At 37.9% G+C, this 18,748-nt stretch carries 26 protein-coding genes and 1 pseudogene; 23 read left to right on the top strand and 4 right to left on the bottom strand.

Annotated features, from left to right (window positions below; genetic code table 11):
• Positions 1–54 precede the first annotated feature (54 nt).
• From AC3ISB_RS23525 to AC3ISB_RS23515, 3 genes are all read left to right on the top strand, one after another.
• Positions 55–450 (top strand): CidA/LrgA family protein, encoded by a 396-nt coding sequence (locus tag AC3ISB_RS23525; protein ID WP_098373771.1) that lies wholly within the window; start codon positions 55–57, stop codon positions 448–450.
• Positions 426–1,118, top strand: coding sequence for an LrgB family protein (locus AC3ISB_RS23520; protein ID WP_489274604.1), 693 nt, complete (start codon positions 426–428; stop codon positions 1,116–1,118). Before AC3ISB_RS23525 ends, AC3ISB_RS23520 begins: the two co-directional genes overlap by 25 nt.
• Before the next feature lie 259 nt (positions 1,119–1,377).
• Entirely contained in the window at positions 1,378–1,755 is a 378-nt protein-coding gene (locus AC3ISB_RS23515) for a glycosyltransferase (RefSeq protein ID WP_489274602.1), read from the top strand.
• A gap of 505 nt (positions 1,756–2,260) precedes the next feature.
• Here the strand turns inward: AC3ISB_RS23515 and AC3ISB_RS23510 are convergent.
• The gene (locus tag AC3ISB_RS23510; RefSeq protein ID WP_489274600.1) at positions 2,261–3,142 is read right to left on the bottom strand and encodes a DMT family transporter; all 882 of its coding nucleotides are present in this window, start codon (positions 3,140–3,142) and stop codon (positions 2,261–2,263) included.
• A gap of 166 nt (positions 3,143–3,308) precedes the next feature.
• Here AC3ISB_RS23510 and AC3ISB_RS23505 point away from each other — a divergent pair, with 166 nt between their 5' ends.
• The 6 genes from AC3ISB_RS23505 (at position 3,309) to AC3ISB_RS23480 (ending at position 6,147) form a co-directional block, all read left to right on the top strand.
• Entirely contained in the window at positions 3,309–3,869 is a 561-nt protein-coding gene (locus AC3ISB_RS23505) for a helix-turn-helix domain-containing protein (protein ID WP_063235852.1), read from the top strand.
• Positions 3,870–4,133: 264 nt separating this feature from the next.
• Positions 4,134–4,421: a type 1 glutamine amidotransferase family protein gene (locus AC3ISB_RS23500; protein ID WP_489274598.1), complete on the top strand. Its 288-nt coding sequence runs from the start codon at positions 4,134–4,136 to the stop codon at positions 4,419–4,421.
• The gene (locus AC3ISB_RS23495) at positions 4,388–4,768 is read left to right on the top strand and encodes a Type 1 glutamine amidotransferase-like domain-containing protein (RefSeq protein ID WP_489274596.1); all 381 of its coding nucleotides are present in this window, start codon (positions 4,388–4,390) and stop codon (positions 4,766–4,768) included. Before AC3ISB_RS23500 ends, AC3ISB_RS23495 begins: the two co-directional genes overlap by 34 nt.
• Before the next feature lie 77 nt (positions 4,769–4,845).
• Complete coding sequence (locus AC3ISB_RS23490; RefSeq protein ID WP_141993649.1) at positions 4,846–5,157, top strand: hypothetical protein; 312 nt, start codon at positions 4,846–4,848, stop codon at positions 5,155–5,157.
• 38 nt (positions 5,158–5,195) lie between these two features.
• Entirely contained in the window at positions 5,196–5,693 is a 498-nt protein-coding gene (locus AC3ISB_RS23485; RefSeq protein ID WP_141993648.1) for an SRPBCC family protein, read from the top strand.
• A gap of 34 nt (positions 5,694–5,727) precedes the next feature.
• Positions 5,728–6,147: a VOC family protein gene (locus AC3ISB_RS23480; RefSeq protein ID WP_098373419.1), complete on the top strand. Its 420-nt coding sequence runs from the start codon at positions 5,728–5,730 to the stop codon at positions 6,145–6,147.
• Positions 6,148–6,209: 62 nt separating this feature from the next.
• Here AC3ISB_RS23480 and AC3ISB_RS23475 read toward each other — a convergent pair.
• Positions 6,210–6,590, bottom strand: a pseudogene (locus AC3ISB_RS23475) (SDR family oxidoreductase); the annotation flags it as partial.
• A 172-nt stretch (positions 6,591–6,762) separates the two neighbouring features.
• Here AC3ISB_RS23475 and AC3ISB_RS23470 point away from each other — a divergent pair.
• The 5 genes from AC3ISB_RS23470 (at position 6,763) to AC3ISB_RS23450 (ending at position 10,214) form a co-directional block, all read left to right on the top strand.
• Positions 6,763–7,152, top strand: coding sequence for a GNAT family N-acetyltransferase (locus AC3ISB_RS23470; protein WP_489274593.1), 390 nt, complete (start codon positions 6,763–6,765; stop codon positions 7,150–7,152).
• 776 nt (positions 7,153–7,928) lie between these two features.
• Entirely contained in the window at positions 7,929–8,192 is a 264-nt protein-coding gene (locus AC3ISB_RS23465; protein WP_098373417.1) for a hypothetical protein, read from the top strand.
• Between the two features lie 61 nt (positions 8,193–8,253).
• Positions 8,254–8,469 (top strand): hypothetical protein, encoded by a 216-nt coding sequence (locus AC3ISB_RS23460; protein ID WP_098373416.1) that lies wholly within the window; start codon positions 8,254–8,256, stop codon positions 8,467–8,469.
• Positions 8,470–8,676: 207 nt separating this feature from the next.
• Positions 8,677–9,681, top strand: coding sequence for a phosphotransferase enzyme family protein (locus AC3ISB_RS23455; protein ID WP_181762356.1), 1,005 nt, complete (start codon positions 8,677–8,679; stop codon positions 9,679–9,681).
• 11 nt (positions 9,682–9,692) lie between these two features.
• Complete coding sequence (locus tag AC3ISB_RS23450; protein WP_489274591.1) at positions 9,693–10,214, top strand: GNAT family N-acetyltransferase; 522 nt, start codon at positions 9,693–9,695, stop codon at positions 10,212–10,214.
• Positions 10,215–10,306: 92 nt separating this feature from the next.
• On the opposite strand, the gene AC3ISB_RS23445 is transcribed toward AC3ISB_RS23450, so the two are convergent.
• Positions 10,307–11,104 carry a peptidoglycan-binding protein gene (locus AC3ISB_RS23445; protein WP_480340528.1) on the bottom strand — a complete coding sequence of 266 codons (798 nt, stop codon included), beginning with the start codon at positions 11,102–11,104 and terminating at the stop codon, positions 10,307–10,309.
• A gap of 290 nt (positions 11,105–11,394) precedes the next feature.
• Between AC3ISB_RS23445 and AC3ISB_RS23440 the strand changes: the two genes are divergently transcribed.
• The 8 genes from AC3ISB_RS23440 to AC3ISB_RS23405 all read left to right on the top strand — a co-directional run bounded on the left by AC3ISB_RS23440 (position 11,395) and on the right by AC3ISB_RS23405 (position 16,515).
• Positions 11,395–12,048, top strand: a complete 654-nt coding sequence (locus AC3ISB_RS23440; protein ID WP_489274588.1) for an HAD family hydrolase — start codon at positions 11,395–11,397, stop codon at positions 12,046–12,048.
• Between the two features lie 105 nt (positions 12,049–12,153).
• Entirely contained in the window at positions 12,154–12,660 is a 507-nt protein-coding gene (locus tag AC3ISB_RS23435; RefSeq protein WP_489274586.1) for a GNAT family N-acetyltransferase, read from the top strand.
• A 51-nt stretch (positions 12,661–12,711) separates the two neighbouring features.
• Entirely contained in the window at positions 12,712–12,951 is a 240-nt protein-coding gene (locus tag AC3ISB_RS23430) for a hypothetical protein (protein ID WP_489274585.1), read from the top strand.
• A 363-nt stretch (positions 12,952–13,314) separates the two neighbouring features.
• Entirely contained in the window at positions 13,315–14,247 is a 933-nt protein-coding gene (locus AC3ISB_RS23425) for an ABC transporter ATP-binding protein (RefSeq protein WP_489274583.1), read from the top strand.
• A complete protein-coding gene (locus tag AC3ISB_RS23420) occupies positions 14,244–15,203 on the top strand; it encodes an ABC transporter permease (RefSeq protein ID WP_098373408.1) in 960 nt (319 codons plus the stop codon). Before AC3ISB_RS23425 ends, AC3ISB_RS23420 begins: the two co-directional genes overlap by 4 nt.
• A gap of 161 nt (positions 15,204–15,364) precedes the next feature.
• Positions 15,365–15,517: a hypothetical protein gene (locus AC3ISB_RS23415; RefSeq protein ID WP_430100196.1), complete on the top strand. Its 153-nt coding sequence runs from the start codon at positions 15,365–15,367 to the stop codon at positions 15,515–15,517.
• Between the two features lie 64 nt (positions 15,518–15,581).
• The gene (locus AC3ISB_RS23410; RefSeq protein WP_489274580.1) at positions 15,582–16,124 is read left to right on the top strand and encodes a hypothetical protein; all 543 of its coding nucleotides are present in this window, start codon (positions 15,582–15,584) and stop codon (positions 16,122–16,124) included.
• A gap of 187 nt (positions 16,125–16,311) precedes the next feature.
• Entirely contained in the window at positions 16,312–16,515 is a 204-nt protein-coding gene (locus AC3ISB_RS23405; RefSeq protein WP_098373407.1) for a zinc ribbon domain-containing protein, read from the top strand.
• A 64-nt stretch (positions 16,516–16,579) separates the two neighbouring features.
• Here the strand turns inward: AC3ISB_RS23405 and AC3ISB_RS23400 are convergent, their stop codons facing one another.
• Positions 16,580–17,446 carry a LysR family transcriptional regulator gene (locus tag AC3ISB_RS23400; RefSeq protein WP_480340646.1) on the bottom strand — a complete coding sequence of 289 codons (867 nt, stop codon included), beginning with the start codon at positions 17,444–17,446 and terminating at the stop codon, positions 16,580–16,582.
• A gap of 137 nt (positions 17,447–17,583) precedes the next feature.
• Between AC3ISB_RS23400 and AC3ISB_RS23395 the strand changes: the two genes are divergently transcribed.
• Positions 17,584–18,717 (top strand): NADH-dependent flavin oxidoreductase, encoded by a 1,134-nt coding sequence (locus tag AC3ISB_RS23395; protein ID WP_489274578.1) that lies wholly within the window; start codon positions 17,584–17,586, stop codon positions 18,715–18,717.
• The last annotated feature ends 31 nt before the right edge of the window (positions 18,718–18,748 follow it).

Below are 18,748 nucleotides of genomic sequence, written 5' to 3'. Positions count from 1 at the left end.
TCTCCAAGTAGAATGATCTATATTACATATTGTTCTATTTCGGAGGTGTTGCTCTTGAAAAAGGGCTTAACAATTTTATTGCAAATTGGGGTTATTATTGCATTTACCTGGATCGGTGACTATATTGTCTCTCTTCTTCATGTACCTATTCCAGGAAGTATTATCGGGATGATTTTATTACTCTTCGGTCTTCATTTACGCTTGATTAAATTAAATTGGGTGCAAGCGGGGGCTACGCTTATTATTTCCGAGATGATGTTATTTTTCATACCGGCAGTCGTTGGATTTATGGAATATTCATGGATATTTGGCATCAAAGGCCTAAGTATTTTATTCATTGTTGTTAGTGGCACAGCACTTATGATGATAGCAACAGGTGTCATCTCCGATAGGATTTTAGAAAGAAAAGACGGTGAAGCAAGGAAATGGTTACCAAGATCTTTTATGTAATTATTACTGTCCTTTTTTATTTTTTGGCGAAAAAGATTAATCGGAAAAAACCAGGATTGTTATTTTCACCAATCATTCTCACTCCTGTTATGCTCATTGTTCTCCTTTTGATAATGGATATACCATACAAAGAATATGCAAATGGCACTTTTCCACTAAATAAATTGTTAGACGTTGTAACCGTTGCATTAGCCATTCCATTGTATCGAAACTGGTCGTTTCTGGCGAAAAATTGGCGCGTGATTGTATGTAGTCTTGCAGCCGGTTCCTTGATTGCTGTTGTTTCTGGCATTTTATGTACTTACCTGCTTGCAATGGGAAAGGATTATATGCTCAGTATCATTCCTCGAATTGTCACCATTCCAATTGCTGTCAGTTTGTCTGAATCCATTGGAGGGACTCCTGCCATAACTGTTCTTTTTAGTATGTTGACATGCTTTGTAGGTGTCTTCATAGGACCAGCTATAATGAAGCACTTTTCCATTAAGCATCCATTGTCTATCGGCATGATGTATGGTTTGGGTGCACAGGCACTTGGGACTGCAAAAGCGTTTAAAATCGGGGAAAAAGCGGGAACAATCTCCAGTATATCCTACATTCTGACTGCCATCTTTACAGTCATCTGGGCATTAATCCTAACACCTTTTATCCATACTTTGAACGTGTAGGAAAATTGGTGCCACCCCTTACATTAATATAATGTATTATTACATTAAAGGGCGCGATTGCTGAACAATGAGCAGTCGCTTTTTTACTAGGCGGATCCGAATAGTCCTAAAAATAATTAGATGTAAATAATTAAGAGACCCAGCTAATCTTCTGATGTGAAGGTAGCTGGGTTTTAAAGTTGGATGTGCAAAATAACACGAGTTTTGTAATAAATAATAACTTATTTATGAAATGTTTGCCAGCACTCGGGCCAGATCATTGAACAACACCTTTAAAGAAAACTGTATATTCATTGCTTCCAAAACGGAAGGGTTTTCTCTTTCTGTATTAGAGAGCATGTCTAATGCTACAGCTGTAGTGAGATATGATATAAGATATGGCCCTAATGAATTAATTGACGATGGAGAAAATGGAGTTGTAGTTCAAAAAAATAATATAGATATGCTAGCAGACGCGATGATTTCATTGTTCAATCATCCGAATGCAACCATAAAGATGGGGAAAGCTGCTTTAAAAAAGGTTGAAAGAAATTTCAACCAAGAAATTTATGCAGATTCTTGGGAACGTGTTGTTAGGGCAGCAATTGAAAATCGTCAATTGAAAAATAAAAACATACAATTAGTCAAACAAGATTAATATCGAAGTTAAACAAACAAAAAACAGCCAAGTTCATGTGAAAAGGCACGAGGAGTATCTGCAGATAAGAAAGCAGTTAAGGCAACTTTCACTAAATTGTTTGCTGCATAATCAATAGCCCTTACTCGTATTGAGTAGGGGCAATTTTTTTGAAGGCTATGTTAGTGGTGTTGTTAAATTTCTTAATGAACTAAATGGGCAGGATAGTTCCATAAGGAATACTAATATTAGATCTAACGAGGAACTTATTTTAAGGAGGAAAACATGAGCTTAGAGCATGATTTTTACCTTATTTCTAAGACAACTGATTTAAAAGTCAGTTCTATAAAAAAACGAAAAAATCTCTAATCTAATCTTTTAGAGATTTTTTAAATGCAAAAACACAACTTTTATTTAGTTAATAAGTCTAAGTGATAAAGTGTAGGAGTGATTCAATTAATGCCTCCTTTAGTTGAACAAGCTTCTAATAACTGTCCTTAAATTAAATCACTTGTACTCCAATTATTTATTTATTATTTCTTTGCTGTAGTAAAAATAATGCTAGACCAATTAAGATGAGTGCGATTCCTATACCTTGTTGTAAAGAAATGACCTCATCCAAAATGAAATATGCGAGTATACAAGTTCCGATCGTCTCTCCTAATATGCTCATTGAAATAACTGAGGTACTTAGCCATTTCAACAACCAATTAAAAACCGTTTGCCCTAATATCGTTGCAATAAACGCTAATCCAATAAAGGACAACCATGTTTGTTTGGAATAATTGACGAAAGAAGTTTGCTGGCTGAAAACAAAAATACTTAAAAATAGTGCGCTACTGGTATAACCGATGATTGAATAAGGGATAAGAGATAATCTTTTACGAACATGCTGGCCAATGAAGAAGTAGGCCGTTATAACACCTGCTGCAATAAAAGCAAGTATATCGCCAAATAATGCCTGGCCACTAATTTGAAAATCTTGCCATCCAATGACAATACTTCCTGCAATCGCTACGAGACAGCCCATTATAGCGCCTTTACTGAAGTGCTCTTTGAATAGAAAGTAACCGCCAACCATCGAAAAAAGTGGTTGTAATGTGACGATGACAGTCGAACTTGCTACTGATGTGTAATTTAATGATTCAAACCAAAATAAATAATGTGCTGCCAGAAATAAACCTGAGAGTAATCCAAGTCCCCATTGTTTTTTTGACAACGAACGTATTTCTTTACGGTTCTTTTTATTTACTAATAAAAATGGCAAAAGCATTACTGCTGTAAAAAGCATCCGATAAAATGCTGTAATTGTCGCAGGTGCATCTGCTAATTTCACAAAGATTGCTGAAGTAGACAATGCAAATACGCCCAAAAATAAGATCGTGTAAGAAATAAGTGGTGACTTCAATACTGTTCCCCCTTGACGTTTGTTTACTATAATAAAAATAATATATTATAATGTACAAATGTAAGTATAAAATATTTATGTTATTGGAAAAAGAATTATTTCTCCATGTTTAGAATGTCAGCACAAAAGACATCAAACATACATTATTTTAAAAGGGGCATATGCCATGAAAAATCATCGCTTAGGACAAACAGTATTAAACTATCGTAAGAAGAATGGTATGACAATTCGTGAGTTTGCTGATTATGCGGGAATTAGCACATCACTTATTAGCCAAATTGAAAGAGGACAAGGGAATCCGTCGTTAAGTGTACTAGAGTTAATTGCAAAAGCACTAAACGTGCCACTATTTACTCTGTTTGTTAATGAAATTGATACAGATTCCCTCATTTCCAGAAAGCAAGATCGAAAGAAAGTATATCGAGAAAATAGTGATCATATTGTATATGATGTATTAACACCAGATTTTATGAAAGCACATATTGAACTCTTAATGATGGATTTGAATGCACATTCTACTACTACTGAGAGTCATTACTCACATGACAATAAAGAAGAGATTGCTGTGGTTATGAAAGGTCAAGCATATGTTGAACTGGAAGGAACCGAATATTTTTTAGATGAAGGAGATGTCGTACGTATTCCACCAAATGTTAAACACCGATTTTTGAACAAGAGTGATGAACCTAATCATATTTTATTCGTACTAACCCCATCATTAGTTTAACACCTAAAACTTGGTAAATAGTATTAATCGGGCAGTGTGAATTTGTTAATTACTATAAATATTCCAGGATAAATTCTATCTTCTCTTTTCGCAATATTAGTTTTGTTTTTACTAATAAAACTAGTGCAATCTATTAGACGGTAAAACCGTCTTTTTTTATGTCACTATCGGGGGAGATTAGCTGAAGAGCGGTGACATATAAAGGTATTGTCCTTTTTACATAGAATATTTTAAGAATAGCAGGTGAATAAATGGGGGACATATATGGAAATTTGTTTTATCGGTGGCGGAAATCACAATAATAATGAATTAGGTGAAGTGTTTCTGGAACTTTCAAAAATGATTAAACCCGATGCTAAGATTTTAATAATCCCTTTTGCTACTGACAATTCCAGGTATGAAAGTTGGATGGCAAGTATCAAACAAGCTTTTTCAATAATGGATAATGTAAGCGTTGAATTATTAAACGAAGACCTTTCGGACAAAGAAATGAAAAGGTCTATAAAAGAACATGTATTTTGTACTTTATTGGTGGAAAGCCAGAAAGGTTAATTCATGTAGTAGAGGAAAAAGGACTTGCTCCAATTATCAAAGACTTACAAGGTTTAATCATTGGATATAGTGCGGGTTCATTAGCTTTCTGTAATGATTGCATAATAACAAAAGATAAAGACTATCCAGAAACGGTAGTGATCAAGGGCTTGGGGTTAGTTGGGTTTAGCGTTGAGGTCCATTACGAGGATAATATAGATGGAGAATTAATCCCCCTATCAAATGAACGAAAAGTATATGCAATACCGAATGGAAGTGCAATTTTCTCCAAAAACGGGGAACTATTTAAAGTAGTAAATGATATTTATTCCTTTCAAAATATGAAAAAGGAAATTGTGACCACCTAGGTCTTAAAGAACCAACAGATGCTTAATCCCCAATTGGAACAAGGGTGGCGGCGCAGATTAGAGAAAAGGAGACTGCATTGAAAATAAATTTAATGATCTTCATTACATCAGTAAAAGAACAAGAAAAGGGTATATCAATGATGAGAACATTTGAATCTGATATTCGTCCTGTTAAAGGGGATATAATCGATGATCCAGGATTCGATTCAGGATTTCATAATGGATATGAAGTTGTAAAGGTTTCGATCAATTATGCTTCGAATGAATGTTTTGTTTCGCTTCACCCGCTAGCGTTGGAAATTGAGGAAATCAAGATGGAAACTTATATAGAAAAACTGGAAGCACACGGTTGGCGTGCTGTCTCAAAAGAGGAATTGAAAAGTATGTAAAAAGGTAAACCCATAAAATTGACGTAAGGAGCATGTAAATGGAAAAATACTCAACAACCACTTTAAAGATGACAAGAAATTTTGATGTAGTGCCAGAAAGGGTTTTTGATGCATGGCTGAACCCTGAGATGATGAGACAATGGTTTTTTACATTGGAAGGGACAAATAAGGTGGCAAAAAATGATCCTCAAGTGGGAGGTACTTGGGAAATTATTGATCATCGCGATGGAAAAGATTATCGGGCGATAGGGGAGTACCTTGAAATGGACTCTCCCAATAAATTAGTGTTCACTTTTAAAATGCCGCAGTTCAGTGAATCAGAAGATACAATTACAGTTGAGCTGAAAGAACTTCAACAAGGCTGTGAAATGACATTTTATCAAAACATCATCGTTCCTCATGAAGAAAATTGGATAGAATCCGATATCGAAAAAGCTCTTGGGGAGTATCACGATGGATCTGAACATGGCTGGAACTTAATGTTTATGGGTCTGAAGGAATTAATTGAAACTGGGCAGGTTAGCTATAAAGGCTAATAGTATAATTCGATTTTCAGAGAGGGATGGGACAATGGAAAGTAAATGGCCAAATGAAATGAAAGTAGCACAAATCCGGGTTGCACGTCCTACTGATCAACTAAAAAAGGTTGTAAACTTCTATTGTGAAGGATTAGGCTTGAAAAAAATCGGTTCTTTTGAAGGGCATGAGGGATATGACGGCATCATGATTGGGCTTCCTGATTCCAGCTATCATCTGGAGTTTACTCAGCATAAAGATGGCAGTCCTTGTCCTGCCCCATCACAAGATAATCTGCTTGTCTTTTATATTCCTGAACGTAAAACCATTGAGGATATCACGAATAGATTGAAAGGTATGGGGTATGAACCGGTTTCTCCGGAAAATCCATATTGGGAAAAATCCGGTGTTACCATTGAAGATCCGGATGGTTGGAGAATAGTTTTAATGAATTCGCCCGGCATAGGAAATTAAATTTCGAATTAGCAATGGAATAAAACGACCGAAAAGCACCATGCTTTTCGGTCGTTTTGGGTTTATGAGGACATAGTAATCCCGCCATTGATGTGTATGCACTGTCCCGTTATATAAGCACCTTCATCAGATGCCAGCAGCACATATGCGCCTGCATGATCTGCCGGCTGCCCAGGGCGGCCAAGTGGTGCCTCGGTACCGAACTCGGCAACGGATTGTTCGTCGAACGTCGCCGGGATGAGCGGAGTCCAAATCGGGCCTGGTGCCACCATATTGACCCGGATTCCTTTTTTAGCCACATTCTGTGCAAGGCTGCGTGTGAATCCGACGATTGCCCCTTTTGTCGCTGTATAATCCATCAAAGTTGCATGTCCTCTATATGGGTTGATCGATGTTGTGTTGATGACTGAGTTGCCTTGTTTCATATGAGGAACCGCATGCTTGTTAAACTATTGATCTAGTCATATTTAGCCGTTAAAAAGTACGGTTAAACATCACGATTCCCATCGATTATCTCTGCAAGCGATTACAACAATATCGAAGCAATACAGTAAGGAAGGAATTACGGTGTTGGAAGTTGAAATACATTCTAATAAAACTTTCAGGGGTGTTAATGTGAATTCGATAGAAACAATACAAGAATTAACCAATAAAGAACAATGGTTAGAAGCCTTTCCAATCATGAATCAGCTTCGTACTGACTTAACTCAAAAAACATATCTGGAGTTACTTGAAGAAATGAGGAAAGATGGATACTGTTTGTTTGCTTTATATAAAGATAACCAGGTTGTATCATTGGCTGGTTTAAGCTGGAGAGTGAACTTTTATAATAAACGTCACGTGTTTATTTATGACCTTGTAACAGATTCAGCCCACCGTTCATTTGGATATGGAGAGAAGTTATTGAATTATATACATAACTGGGAGAAAACGGAGCCGCATATGTGGCATTGGAATCTGGAGTCCGGCGAAACGATGCCCACCGTTTCTATGAAGAGAAATTAGATTATAAAATAGCGATGGAAAAGAGCTGAGTAATCAGCTTTTTTTATGTTGGAGAACAAAAGTAGTAATGAAGTGAATGTAAGACACATTGTCCACTATGTGTATTGGGTTAAGAACATTTGTTAATCAGAATAGAACAATAAAAATTCGCGAGTAAACGCCGATTCACGAGTAAACAGGCGAAATTCACGAGTAAATCGCTGAAACTCACGAGTAAATCAGCGAAATTTACGAGTAAATCGTTAAAATTCACGAGTAAATTGCTAAAACTCACGAGTAAACGCAGTTTCACGAGTAAATCGTTAAAACTCACGAGTAAATCGTTAAAACTCACGAGTAAATCGTTAAAATTCGCGAGTAAATTGCTAAAACTCACGAGTAAACGCAGTTTCACGAGTAAATCGGCTAAATTCACGAGTAAATCGCTGAAACTCACGAGTAAACAGGCTAAACTCACGAGTAAATCGCAGATTCACGAGTAAATCGTTAAAACTCACGAGTAAACGATTAACGGGAGTCGTTTTTCTGAATTTTGGTTTGTTTCAATACAATTGGCTGTATAAGAGATGGAAGAAGGCAATAATTTTCCTTTCATAAGCAGTTATTGGAGCTGGCGGATTTTGTTCATCGGAATCAGTTTATGAATCATTTTTACAACTGTAAATTCATTCTTTCGCTAAAAAGACCTATTTGAAAATTTTTGTAATGATTTATTTAGCCTTGGACATACTTAATTAAGATATCAAAAAGTAACATTCATTTAAGGAGGAAACCCAATGGCTAACGAAAATATACAAATGAAAATGGAGCATATTTGGCAGGATACATGTGGATCATGGGAAAACTGTACCGAAACCACAATTCAGTCATTCTTGGCGAAATCGCAAGAAAGCAATATAGACCCGCAATATTGCATGAGCTGGGTGGAACAACATAAAGCCCAAATACCTGAGTGGAATGCCGTTTCAAAAGTGTCGCTTGACTGGGTTAATCAACATACCTCAACGGGTTCACCCATTTCAATCAAGGAAGATTTTTAAAAAGTTAATTTTTTCTGCTTATGATTGGCACGAACTCTACTATGTTTAAGAGGTGAAGATATTGTCAAATAACGAGGAACAAAACGGCAAATCAAATACTTGGCAAGGTTCAGAGCATAATAATGACCCAGATTACAGAGTTAATGCTTGGGATGAAATGAATGGTGAAGATAAATTTGTACAATCAGCCATCCAAGAGGAATTCAATAATCCAGTAATCGAAGAAACGATCTTGAAGTTCAATAAAATAGCGAATGAAGAAGAAAAGGAAACTTGATTTTGGACGCGCCCCTATAGGGCGTTTTTTTTTGAGAAGGAAGAAGGAGCCACTAATAAAAAATATCTTTACCCTTGTAACCATAAAGATTTATAAAAAAAGAATGATATACAAATAAAGGGAAAAGGCATTTTGGTATCGTATAAAGCATAGTATAAATCGTTTTTATTAATAAAGTTAGCAATATCATTAATGGGAGTGAAGATCATGGAAGCATCAGTAGAGCGGATTTTTTCTGAGGAATTGGTGAAATTGGCTGGGCATTTTTTTCAAGTGAATGCTGGGGATCCGGTTAAACTTGGAGATGCAGAGAACTATGTATTTGAGGTTTACAGGGATGGAAGTCCATACATTTTAAGGATGACACATCAATCACATCGTACAAAAGGTCAAGTGCTTGCTGAGTTAAAGTGGATTGAATATTTACAGAATAATAGTAGTGAAATTCCTAAAGTTCTCTCTTCGAAAGAAAATAACTTGGTTGAAATTGTAAAGGGTTCGGATGGTACGGAATTTTATTGTTGCCTGTTTGAAAAAGCTCCTGGTGTAAGGATGAAAGTCACCGATGAAAATTTCGATGAACCTTTATTTTTTGAATGGGGAAGAACGATTGGCCAAATGCATAAACAAACAAAAAATTATCAGCCTGAAACAAAATATAAAAGGCTGGATTGGCATGAAGAGGAACTATTGAATGCCGAACTCTATCAATCCGATGTTCCAGAGCAATTGATGCACCAACAAGAATTAATCAAGAAGAAATTAAATGCCCTTCCAGTTCATCAAGATAATTTTGGATTGATCCATTCTGATATACATAACGGCAATTTCCATTTTCATGAGGGGAAGATTCATGTTTTTGACTTTGATGACTGTTCTTATCACTGGTTTGCCAGCGATTTGGCCATACCTCTGTACTATCTGATATGGAGCTTGGAACGTGAAGGGGTAAAAGGGCTCGATGAATATGCCGCCAAGTTCATGAGGGAATTCATAAAAGGCTATGAGACGGAAAATATCCTGGCACCTGAAGAATACGAAACGATTCCTCTATTTTTAAAGTTAAGGGATATTACGTTATATAATTTTTTTCATAAAAAGTATGATTTGAAGAATGCGGATGGTCAATTATTCAAAACCGTCAAAAATATCGAACAAAGAATCATCGAAAGCCGTCCTATTGTTCACTTCGATTCGAACATGGTTCATTAAGGGGGATTGGAATGTCAGAAGTGAAAAATTACATCATTCGGACCGGTGAGTTGGAAGATGCAGAATCGGTTTTGGATGTACAGAATTCCGTTATTTCCGAAGGAGAGTATTTTATTGCGGTATCGGAAGAGTTCAATAAAACACCAGAACAACAAAGGGATTGGATACGAAGGTTATTGGAAAATGAACGAGAAACCATCATCGTGGCCGAAATAAATGGTGAAGTCATTGGATGGATAGGATTTCAATCGGAAAATAGGAAGAGAATGTCTCACAAGGGCTCATTTGGAATGATGATCAGGAAAAATTACAGAGGGAAAGGAATTGGAAAAGAGCTTTTAAAAGCGTTATTGGAATGGGCAGAAGCAAATCCGTTTATTGAAAAGGTGAGCTTGGGAGTTTTTTCAACAAATCAGCGGGCAATATCACTGTATAAAAAGATGGGATTTGTTGAAGAGGGCCGTAAAATAAAGGAATTTAAGATGAGCGAACGTGAATACGTCGATGATATTATCATGTACAAAATGGTTTGAACAGACCAAAAGAGCATGAATTAATTCAATACATGCTCTCTCGGTTTGGTTATGTATCTATTTTTATATGAAAACGATGTGTATGTCACGCATCATTTAATTATCTTCACGTTCACTTGCTTTCTTCCCCACGTTAAAGCATCCGCTTCACTCGCGATGAATACATCGATTCTGTTTCCTTTGATGGCGCCGCCCGTGTCTGCAGCGATTGCTCGTCCATAGCCTTCGACTTCAACGATGGAGCCTAGCGGAATAACGTTCGGATCGACTGCTATCAGTTTGGCATCATCATATTTTTTTAGGTCAACGCCCATTCTTGTAGTGCCTGAGCATCCCTCGCAGCTCGCTGTATATGCTGTACTTGTTACCGTTATTTCTTTAACGGCAGAGCTTGCTAAACTTGCTCTTTCTTTTAATTTACTGAAGGTCCGAGCACCGGCTATTCCATCAGCGGATAATCCCTTTTGCTTTTGAAAGTTGATGACGGCTTGCTTTGTACCTGTTCCATAAATGCCATCGATCGTTGATGTGTAAACGTCCCAGGCCTTCAATAATCTTTGCAGTTCAGCTACAGGTCTTCCCATATCCCCGCTTTTTAGTACCTGTATTTTCTGATTCGTTTGTGTTCCTGCTATTCCATCGACTTTCAGTCCTGATTTTTCCTGATATTTCTTTACGGATTCTTTTGTAATCGGTCCGTAGTAACCTGTTGCTTCGTGATAGGGAAAAACCCCTTTTGTCAGTAATAATTCTTGTAAGTCTTTAACATCACTATTACTCATTCCAAATGAAAGTGTGCGATCCAAAGCAGCGGCTTCGCCTTTTGTTGGCATGCAAACTCCTAGAATGAATACAGAAGCCGTTAGGATCGTTAATAAAATTTTCTTCATGTTTATCCTCCTCGTTGTTTCCTGCAATAAACGATTCGTTAAACTATCACTCTTTTAGGCGCAGTTAAGGAAAAACACCGCGAAGGCACTAAGTAATTGTTAAAACATGTAACATATAAAAAAGAAATGAGGCGGACATCGGGTTACCATATCCTTAGTGATTAACTAAATATGGAAAATTATCGAGCTTCCCGTGGAACGAACGGAACCGTTTGGTTGAACAAGGGAATTCATTCATGTACGTTTATGTTAATAGAAATTCCATTTCAAGGTTAAAGGGGGAAATCATTATGATTAAAGCAGTTATTTTTGACTTTGATGGTTTAATTTTAGACACAGAAACGGCTTGGTATGAGGCTTATAAAGAAACGATGGCTTTTTATAAATCTGATTTGCCTCTTGAACATTTCGTAAAATGTATCGGAACGGATAATACTGAACTTAATCAGTACTTCAAGGATCAGCTGGGGGAAATTTGTAATATTGAAGAAATTGAATCCAGAGCAAAAAGCCTTCATGAAGTCAAAATGAAAACATCACAGGCACGTGAAGGTGTAAAGGATTATTTAGAAGAAGCAAAAAACAATGGATATAAAATCGCCCTCGCTTCAAGCTCGACAAAAGAGTGGGTCACTCATCATTTGGGGGAACTTGGACTGTTAAACTATTTTGAAGTTCTTATCACAGGGGATGATGTTGAAAAAGTAAAACCTGCGCCTGATTTGTATGTAAAGGCAATTGAAGTCCTGGGCATTCGGCCCACAGAAGCCGTAGCATTTGAAGATTCGTTAAATGGGCTTCAAGCGGCCCTGACTGCAGGATTAAAGTGTGTAATCGTTCCTAACCCCGTGACGGAAGCTTTAGTTTTTGAAAATCATCATTTACGCCTCCGATCAATGGGGGATAAGAGCTTGTCTGACGTAATAAAACATATTGAGCAATAAGCGTTCGAACGAAATTATAGTATGATAAAGGAATGAAACCACGCCGAAGATGGCAGAGTCTTCGGTTTTTCCGGTTTTTAATGAATTGGTGGGGAGGGTGACATTATGGAATTGCAAACCAATGACAAAGGAGTCCGGCTGCGGGAGGTCAAGGAGAGTGATCTTCCTCTCTTTTTCGAGCAGCAACTAGATCCTGCCGCAAACTATATGGCTGCTTTCACATCCAAGGATCCATCAGACAAAGTGGCTTTTTTGACACACTGGAAGAATATCTTATCGAACCGGGATATTCAAAAAATGACCATAATCCACAACGGATGTGCAGCGGGCAGCATTCTCAAGTTTGAACAGTTCGGTAACCCTGAAGTTAGTTATTGGATCGGGAAGCAATATTGGGGTAAAGGAATTGCTACAGAAGCACTGCTCAATTTCTTGCCGAAAATCAAAGTCCGCCCTCTTTATGCTCGTGCAGCCAAGGATAATCTCGCATCCATCAGGGTGATGGAAAAATGCGGATTTGAAAGATTCGATGAAGACAAAGGATATTCCCATGCAAGAGGGGAAGAGGTTGAAGAATTCATTTTGAAACTTGAATCAGGAAACCCCAGTTAAGATAAGAATATAACAATATCGTTTAACCTATGAGGAAACGGGTGACATACAATGGGATATAAGATTTTTTCCATCATTTTTATTTTATGCGGTCTTTTTGTAATGTGGTTCGCCATTTTTGGCAAAAAGAAAGAGATCAAAGAGTTCGGCTCCGGAATACCAGTGAATTTCATCGATGTAATTTTAATGATGATATATAGGCTTTTACCATCTATTGTTAGAAAGATCCTTCTTTTTGCATTGGGGCTGGCCATTTCCATCGGCTTTACTTATATATTGCTCAACTTGTGATTATCCGTAAATTTTCCTGATTAGATAAAATAACCCTGAAACTTTATTCAAACAAAAACGTATTAAAAGAAAAAGGTACATAGGAGTTGTTGCTGTTTAGAGGAAAAAAGTGATGGCAGTGTTTATGAAAATGGGAGCGGGAAGTTGACGCCGGCGGAAGGTTTTAATGAGAGTTTGATGTTATTGCGCAATAAGGATCGGACGGGAAATGATCATGGGGTAAAAGAACGATGAAATTCAAATCTATTGATTGCAGCTGTGCATATTTCTAAATGGAAGAATATCAGTATAGTAATAATATGCATAATATGGTAATGTAGGATTTGTGTGATTTTGGAAAAAATGAAAAAAGGAAGGTATTATATGTCTGAATCGGTTCTTAAGGTTCAATCCTTAACTAAAAAAATTGGAAAAGCAACCATTGTGGACAATGTTAGCTTTGAAATAAAAAGTAATGAAATATTTGGTTTGCTTGGTCCGAATGGGGCTGGTAAGACCACTATCATCCGTATGATCACAGGTCTCATTAATCGTACGGGCGGTACTGTCATGATCAATGGCAGTGACCTCGATAATGATTTTGAAGGCGCGATGAACCAATTGGGGGCCATTGTTGAAAACCCGGAGTTTTATAAGTACATGACAGGCAGAAAGAATATCCTGCATTATGCCCGAATGTCATCCAATGACATATCCAATGAGAGAATAGAAGAGGTCATCAAGCTTGTCAAACTGGATCATGCCATCGATAAGAAGGTTAAAACCTATTCATTAGGAATGCGTCAGCGCCTTGGCGTGGCACAGGCCATTTTACATAAACCGTCGTTATTGATTTTTGATGAACCGACGAATGGCTTGGATCCACAAGGGATTCGCGAGTTTCGTGATTATTTGAAAGTACTTGCGAGTGAAGGCGTCGGGATATTGATTTCATCACATTTACTATCGGAAATGCAATTGATGTGTGATAGTTTTGCCGTTATCGAAAAGGGAAAACTGATACATACGAAAGAACATATTTTAGATGAAAAAACCGAAACGATCAATGAAGTTTCATTCACTGTCAGTGATGGGAAGCTAGCTAATAAAATCCTTCAAGAACAGTTTGGGGATATTACGATTCTGAAATATGATGCGAAGACAATCTCCGTATCGGCAACTCGAGAACAAACGGCCAAAATTAATAGGAGTTTTATTGAAAATCAACTCGATGTCTATGAAATTGGCATTACTAGAAAATCACTGGAAGATAAATTCTTTGAAATCACTGAGCAGGAAATGAGGGAGTCTGTATGATGTCCTTAGTAAAAAATGAATGGATGAAAATCTTCTCAAAAGTATCAACTTATATATTCATCGCTTTTCTTTTATTGGCAGCATTAGGGGCTGCAGTCATCGATTATAAACTAAGTCCCGAAGAATCGGGTAAAGATTGGAAGCAAGAATTAAAGGCAGATATACAAGAACAGGAAAAGGCTTTGGAAGCTAAGGAAATCAGTGAAGATGAAAAAGCCGCGATCATGGATGAAATCAATCTCAACAAGCAACTGTTGGCTGATAATATAAACCCTGACTTGAACACGAATTGGACCTATATGGCGGAATGGACTACATCATTAACATCATTTGTCACTTTATTCGTCGTTATTGTTTGCAGCTCGCTCGTTTCCTCGGAATTTTCGGATGGCACCATTAAACAACTGTTGATCAGGCCTTATAAACGTTGGAAGATCCTACTTTCCAAATATATTACTTCCTTGTTATTTGCAGCGTTATTACTTGCGAGCCTACTTATATTCAGTTATCTAATCGGAATCATATTCTTTGGCAATGGCTCGTATTCAGACAAAATCATGGATCCCGCATCTTTCGGTGAATTCAGTCCGGTGGTGGTCGGCGAATATTTCGTGGACATGATCGTTTACTGGATACCAGGATTCTTGGTCATCACGACCATCGCTTTCATGCTAAGCACATTATTTAAAAACCAAGCACTTGCAGTAGGTATATCCATTTTCATCCTATTTGCTTCCTCGACATTAAATATGGTCATTCAATCATTCATCGGCAAATACGAGTGGTTAAAATTCGTTCTATTCCCCCACCTTGATTTAAGGGGCTATATTTCCGGAACCATGGAAATGTTCGATGGAGCTACACTTGGATTTTCAATGAGTGTACTCGGCATCTATTACCTTATCTTTTTAGCGCTAACTTTCTTCTTCTTCCAGAAAAAAGATATCACTAATTAAACAGTCAATTACCGGAAAAACCGAAATCAGTAGTTGATTTCGGTTTTTCTTATGCAATATAGAATGCATGAGCCAGTTGCTGCTGGATAAAGTGAAACCTTTATCCAAATTTATCCGTATAAGATAATATGAGGATATTTAGTAGGACATAGGGGTGTAAAATGAAAAAAAATAAGGTTCTGTTAATAGGGCTTATAGGATTCTCTTTATTTCTAACCGGCATGATCATTTCACAATGGACAATTGTTGGCGTAGTGATCGGGATAGGCGGAGGATTCATAATGGGAATCAGTTCCTACCTGTTCGCTAGTTAGCAGCTCCATTTACAGAATAGTCGACCCACGGAAATAATCCGATAGAGATGGAGTAGATTCAAAGATGGGAAAAATGCATGATAAACGAAAGTTAATAATTGTACTTATTATTATTGGAACAGCATTAGGTTTCTATGTGTACTCGGCATTCTCTGAAAAATTGACAAAATCAACAGATTTGTCCGATGAATCTATCGGGGGATTTAAGGTTTTGGATAACATATCGAGTCCAGAATTTATTAGGGAATATGGAGAACCCATCGATCAAGATAATAATAATGCATATGATTATTATTATTGGAAAGGCGGGTTAAAAACGGCCTCTATCAATACAGACGAGGATAAAGGGAAAATTAAGCGGTTAATCATTTTAAGTACGGACGACGATCTATTTGAAAACTCCCTACAAACAAGCAAAGGTATTAAATTAGGTAGTAAGAAAGCGGACGTTCTTTCGAAGTATGGAGATCATTATTATAAAAGTTATGAACAGGGAGCGGATATTATCGGCTACATTGACCATAAACAGAATATTACTTTAGAATTTTGGTGTGTTCAAGGTGGAAGGGTTGCTGAAATACGATTGGATGATGCAGAGGTCATGTAATGTTTTTTCTCGAGTGTCCTCGATTAATAGGTTTGACTGTTTAAGAAAGCGATGCGATAAAGAGTAGATTATAGGAATTAATTTCCACTTTTTTATAAGTTCTGAAACCATTCATTACTTTATCCGTATATTTAATTAAGTACGGTGCTGGACCGGTATTTATATATAGATTGGGAGATGAAGGATCATGAACGAAAAGGGTTGCATGAAATGCGGAAGCAATGATGCTGCTAAGAAGGACGTAGCCATGACAGGAACAGGATTGTCAAAAATGTTCGATGTCCAGAATAATCAATTTACGGTTGTGTATTGCAAGAATTGCGGTTATTCGGAGTTTTATAATAAGCAATCATCTGCAGGCAGTAATCTGCTGGATCTATTCTTCGGATGATCACTGCACGAAAAGAATCCCCTTTTTCAAAGGGGATTCTTGTTTTTTTCATAAAGTCAGCTCATTACCCAGTGAAATGGTCTTGAACGACTTTTGAAAATTCCTTTGCGACGGGTGAAAGGTCTTTAGACGACTTCATGACCAATCCAATCTCCCGGGTAAGTTCCGGATTCAAGGGCAGGCTTTTGATCTGTTCGGGCTTTTCCGGTAATGCAAGGTCGGGCATTATCGTGATGCCTAATTTTCCTGCTACCATTGAGAGCACCGTTTGATTGTCTTTAATGTCGTATGAAATGTTTGGTTTTAGCTTGGCTTCAAGGAATCTATCTTCTATTAGTGTTTCACAGCCGGATCGCAGCATGATGAATGGTTCATCAACGAAGTCCTCTAGGTTAATTACGGTTTTCCCTGAAAGTGGATGGCCTTCGTACACGACAGCTGATAAAGGATCTGTTAGCAGATGGATGAATTCCACGTTCTTCACTGGTTTAGCTGCAAAGCCGATATCCACTGTTCCTTCTTCGATCCATTTTAAGATTTCCTCATATCCACCTTCATGAATCAGCAATTCGATATTAGGGTATTTTTCTTTAAAGGCAGAGAATAGCTGCGGTATGAATCTGGCAGTGAAGCTTGGAAAACTGCCAATCGTTATTTTCCCGATTTCCATTCCATTCACAGCTGCAATTTTTTGTTCGATATGTGCGAGGTTGGCAGCGATGGCCCGCATATGTGGAATTACCTGCTCTCCCGCAGTCGTGAGTGTTACACCTTTTCGGTCACGCTTTAATAAAGTCACACCAAGTTCCGCTTCAAGCGCTGTAATGTTATGGCTCACACCTGATTGAGTCAGTCCGATCCGGTCTCCCGCTTTCGTAAAACTTCCGTGTTCAACAACATGTAAAAACACTTCCAACTGGAAAAAATTCATATGCCCCACACCTTTCTTGTAAATAAATTATACATGAGAATCTCTAATCCAAGTAATGAAAAACATTCATTTTACTTATGATGTGACCGAGAATACAATAAGATTACAAAAATAAAATACGAATGGGTGATGGAAAAATGAAACGGAAATACGAGCGAATTTTTTCACCATACACGCTTTCTAATGGAACGGTTCTTAAAAACAGGATTGTAGTTGCGCCTATGACCACTTATTCTGGTCAAGAGGATGGCTTGGTTTCTGAGCAGGAATTGGCTTACTATAAAAGAAGGGCAGATGGACCTGCCATGTTCATTACTGCCGCTGCCGCCATTTCCCCTGTTGCTACAAGCTTTCCCCGGCAAATGAAAGTATATGATGAACAAAGCATCGCAGGACTCACACAGCTTTCAAAAACAATCAAATCAAAAGGTGCAAAAGCCATTCTCCAGCTTCATCATGGCGGAAGCGAGAGCCTTCCAAGCTGTACAGGCGGAGAAAAAATGGTTAGTCCGAGTGGCATCATCGCAAGCGTTTATAAAGAAATGGGCGGGGAATACATTCCTAGGACAATGAGCCACACTGAGATTCTATCCACTATTCAAGACTTTGGAAGAGCCACCCGCCATGCCATTCGTTCAGGATTCGATGGCGTCGAAATCCATGGAGCGAATGGATATCTCCTTCAGCAGTTTTTCTCACCACACTCTAACAGACGGAGAGATCATTGGGGCGGGAATTTGGAGAAAAGAATGCATTTTCCACTTGCCGTCATCGCGGAGGTGAAGCGGATCCGTGACCTATACGCAGACAAGGAATTCATTATTGGGTATCGCTTCTCCCCCGAAGAACCGGAAGAAGGCGGATTGAAAATGGATGACACAGCTGCATTGGTGGATAAATTGGCAAGTCAAGAGCTTTCCTATATACATCTTTCTGTTAAAAATGTCTGGTCCATCCCCAGAAGCGGATTGAACATGGGGTTAACAAGGACTGAAATCATCCGTGATATCATCGCTGGCAGGACCAGTTTCATATCACTTGGATCGATTCATACTCCAGAGGAAGCAAATGCTGTGCTTGAGAAAAATATACCGCTTTTCGCATTAGGAAGAGAATTACTGATGGAACCGGACTGGGCCGCCAAAATAAAAGAGGGCAGGGAAGACGAGATCATGACGACATTGCGGCGCGATAGCAGGTGTACATTAATGATTCCAGATCAAATGTGGGCGAATATCATCACACGTGACGGCATGCCCGAGAAATGTTAGTATGAATGTAAAAAATGGGAATTTCTTGAGG

This window comes from Peribacillus sp. GL_122 (genome assembly GCF_057835005.1).
This window is presented reverse-complemented; position numbering and strand designations above follow the sequence as displayed.

Bases quoted from the DNA above. Each gene is read 5' to 3' on its own strand.
- AC3ISB_RS23520 (WP_489274604.1), top strand. From the start codon at position 426: ATGGTTACCAAGATCTTTTATGTAATTATTACTGTCCTTTTTTATTTT.
- AC3ISB_RS23505 (WP_063235852.1), top strand. From the start codon at position 3,309: ATGAAAAATCATCGCTTAGGACAAACAGTATTAAACTATCGTAAGAAG.
- AC3ISB_RS23500 (WP_489274598.1), top strand. From the start codon at position 4,134: ATGGAAATTTGTTTTATCGGTGGCGGAAATCACAATAATAATGAATTA.
- AC3ISB_RS23485 (WP_141993648.1), top strand. From the start codon at position 5,196: ATGGAAAAATACTCAACAACCACTTTAAAGATGACAAGAAATTTTGAT.
- AC3ISB_RS23480 (WP_098373419.1), top strand. From the start codon at position 5,728: ATGGAAAGTAAATGGCCAAATGAAATGAAAGTAGCACAAATCCGGGTT.
- AC3ISB_RS23465 (WP_098373417.1), top strand. From the start codon at position 7,929: ATGGCTAACGAAAATATACAAATGAAAATGGAGCATATTTGGCAGGAT.
- AC3ISB_RS23455 (WP_181762356.1), top strand. From the start codon at position 8,677: ATGGAAGCATCAGTAGAGCGGATTTTTTCTGAGGAATTGGTGAAATTG.
- AC3ISB_RS23450 (WP_489274591.1), top strand. From the start codon at position 9,693: ATGTCAGAAGTGAAAAATTACATCATTCGGACCGGTGAGTTGGAAGAT.
- AC3ISB_RS23445 (WP_480340528.1), bottom strand. From the start codon at position 11,104: ATGAAGAAAATTTTATTAACGATCCTAACGGCTTCTGTATTCATTCTA.
- AC3ISB_RS23440 (WP_489274588.1), top strand. From the start codon at position 11,395: ATGATTAAAGCAGTTATTTTTGACTTTGATGGTTTAATTTTAGACACA.
- AC3ISB_RS23435 (WP_489274586.1), top strand. From the start codon at position 12,154: ATGGAATTGCAAACCAATGACAAAGGAGTCCGGCTGCGGGAGGTCAAG.
- AC3ISB_RS23430 (WP_489274585.1), top strand. From the start codon at position 12,712: ATGGGATATAAGATTTTTTCCATCATTTTTATTTTATGCGGTCTTTTT.
- AC3ISB_RS23425 (WP_489274583.1), top strand. From the start codon at position 13,315: ATGTCTGAATCGGTTCTTAAGGTTCAATCCTTAACTAAAAAAATTGGA.
- AC3ISB_RS23420 (WP_098373408.1), top strand. From the start codon at position 14,244: ATGATGTCCTTAGTAAAAAATGAATGGATGAAAATCTTCTCAAAAGTA.
- AC3ISB_RS23415 (WP_430100196.1), top strand. From the start codon at position 15,365: ATGAAAAAAAATAAGGTTCTGTTAATAGGGCTTATAGGATTCTCTTTA.
- AC3ISB_RS23410 (WP_489274580.1), top strand. From the start codon at position 15,582: ATGGGAAAAATGCATGATAAACGAAAGTTAATAATTGTACTTATTATT.
- AC3ISB_RS23405 (WP_098373407.1), top strand. From the start codon at position 16,312: ATGAACGAAAAGGGTTGCATGAAATGCGGAAGCAATGATGCTGCTAAG.
- AC3ISB_RS23400 (WP_480340646.1), bottom strand. From the start codon at position 17,446: ATGAATTTTTTCCAGTTGGAAGTGTTTTTACATGTTGTTGAACACGGA.
- AC3ISB_RS23395 (WP_489274578.1), top strand. From the start codon at position 17,584: ATGAAACGGAAATACGAGCGAATTTTTTCACCATACACGCTTTCTAAT.